Source organism: Xenorhabdus szentirmaii DSM 16338 (assembly GCF_002632585.1).
GTDB lineage: Bacteria > Pseudomonadota > Gammaproteobacteria > Enterobacterales > Enterobacteriaceae > Xenorhabdus > Xenorhabdus szentirmaii.
This window is the reverse complement of the sequence record NZ_NIBV01000014.1, coordinates 1-1,741: the sequence shown is the minus strand read 5'-3', so window position 1 is coordinate 1,741 and position 1,741 is coordinate 1. Positions and strand designations below refer to the sequence as shown.

The following is a 1,741-nucleotide window of genomic DNA, read 5'->3' as shown; positions in this document are numbered from 1 at the left end:
GCCCTGCACGGATTGCCGTCGCCCTGCGAGTATGATGGCGTCGGAGATGATGCCCCTTTGCAGGGCAATATGAGGATACAGAGTCAGGGCTTTACTATAACCGCTTTCGTTATTACTCGCCGGAGACTGCGCAGTATATTTCAGCTGACCCGATAGGGCTGCTGGGCGGGTTTAATCCTTACGGGTATGTGCATAACCCGACGGGTTGGATCGATCCGTTTGGGTTGGCGGGTGCAGATTGTGACAAACTCAAGCAAGGTGTTCTTGATAATATTGCGGAAAGTAAGGCAGGGAGAGAGTCATCTAACTTTCCTCATGCTTATAATAAATCTTTAGAATTTGATTCCAACAAATTCAACTATATTTTTGGTCGAGTAAACAGTAATCCTCACAATACTGCACGCTCATCACAATTGGCTCATACTATGAAAAAATTAGGAATTCATGAGGATGCTAAAGGAAAAAGATTGCTGATTGAGCATTTTGAAAGCTCAATTCAAGGTGGAAATAATAACGTTATAAGTGTATTTAGAGGCCACAAAAATATATTACAAGAAACGAGACAATCTTTGCTGTATGGGCCATCAGGTAAGGCAACCGTGCTTGAGTCCACATATCAGATTATGGAAAATGGAAGCAGAAAATTTTTAACTGTAATCCCTAAAGATTAAGAGAAGTTAAATATGATTGAGCTATTACCTAATTATTTAGATTTCTTGTCTTTTTTTGAATCAGAACCAACTTATAAAGATGAGAGTGAGCAATGTTTGGCATACACTATCTTTAATAATGGAGTAAGCCTTGAATTTTCCTTTAATGTAACAGAAGGTTGGATTCAGACTAAAATTAGTGTTAGTAACCAAGTTGTCAGTCAATATTTAATTGAAGGTGTTAAATCAATACACCTACGACATGATAAAAAAGGGGAATATCTATTTATTGAAGTTTTACTTAAGGATACAAATACAGTTATTGAAATTATGTGGAAACCATCAATATCGGTACAAATTAGTTCCTTGATCAACACATAAGAATGATTCTCATTGAATAATATTCCTGAAGCCGGAAAGATCCCCGTGATCTTCCGGCTTTGTTCTTTTTAAGAGCTGCTCACTCCCTGCCCTTAGCGGCTATTGTAGTCGCCAATCAACTCACGCATCCGCAGCTTAATGTCACTGATTTGTTCGCGCTGGCGCTGGTATTGCTGCTTGAGGCTGTTCGTCTCGTCGCTGTCGGGGATCAGCACCAGACAGCCATCCATGATCTTCACTGTGACCGAGCCACCAATCTCAAAGCCAGCCTGTTTAAGCCATTGTCCCTTAAGGCGGATCATCGGGGGCGGGTTCTCACTGCCGTTTTGCGGGACGTATCCCACGGTGTAATAACGCTCTGTTTTCGCGGCTTTATTTTGAGCCGCGTTTTGCTTAGAATGCGCCTTAGCCATCATTCAACTCCTTGGTAGTTGCTTATGGTTAGCGGTGTTGATGTGCTGAGAACACGCCAACACCGCGAAATTATCTTACTGCTGTCCTACAATGAGTTTTGCCATCTTGGTTCTTGTCACTAAACTGTCCATCAAAACTATCAACGCTTGTTGATCTTCATCAGAGAGTGAATCAATCTGCTCATAAAGTGCTTGTAGTTTAGGGTTATGTATTTTAGGGGCTTTCGGCGCTTCGAGTCCGACCAGCGCATCAATACTCATCTGTAATGCCTGAGCAATTTTAACCACCGTATCCAG

Annotated in this window: 3 protein-coding genes and 2 pseudogenes; 3 read left to right on the top strand and 2 right to left on the bottom strand. The window is 41.9% G+C overall.

What is annotated here, in order from left to right; genetic code table 11:
- Positions 1-56: 56 nt before the first annotated feature.
- From Xsze_RS21345 to Xsze_RS21340, 3 genes and pseudogenes are all read left to right on the top strand, one after another.
- Positions 57-234: pseudogene (locus Xsze_RS21345) on the top strand (RHS repeat-associated core domain-containing protein); the annotation flags it as partial.
- Positions 225-671 carry a hypothetical protein gene (locus Xsze_RS22500; protein WP_211293378.1) on the top strand — a complete coding sequence of 149 codons (447 nt, stop codon included), beginning with the start codon at positions 225-227 and terminating at the stop codon, positions 669-671. The pseudogene Xsze_RS21345 and the gene Xsze_RS22500, both read left to right, overlap by 10 nt.
- A gap of 12 nt (positions 672-683) precedes the next feature.
- Positions 684-1,031 carry a hypothetical protein gene (locus Xsze_RS21340; protein ID WP_038234745.1) on the top strand — a complete coding sequence of 116 codons (348 nt, stop codon included), beginning with the start codon at positions 684-686 and terminating at the stop codon, positions 1,029-1,031.
- Between the two features lie 92 nt (positions 1,032-1,123).
- Here Xsze_RS21340 and Xsze_RS21335 read toward each other — a convergent pair whose 3' ends face one another.
- Together Xsze_RS21335 and Xsze_RS22320 are read right to left on the bottom strand one after the other, a co-directional pair.
- Complete coding sequence (locus tag Xsze_RS21335; RefSeq protein WP_038234747.1) at positions 1,124-1,444, bottom strand: SymE family type I addiction module toxin; 321 nt, start codon at positions 1,442-1,444, stop codon at positions 1,124-1,126.
- A 75-nt stretch (positions 1,445-1,519) separates the two neighbouring features.
- Positions 1,520-1,741: pseudogene (locus Xsze_RS22320) on the bottom strand (helix-turn-helix transcriptional regulator); the annotation flags it as partial.

What these genes read in the sequence shown, in the direction of transcription:
- Xsze_RS21340 (WP_038234745.1), top strand. Translation starts at nt 684, where the DNA reads ATGATTGAGCTATTACCTAATTATTTAGATTTCTTGTCTTTTTTTGAA.
- Xsze_RS21335 (WP_038234747.1), bottom strand. Translation starts at nt 1,444, where the DNA reads ATGGCTAAGGCGCATTCTAAGCAAAACGCGGCTCAAAATAAAGCCGCG.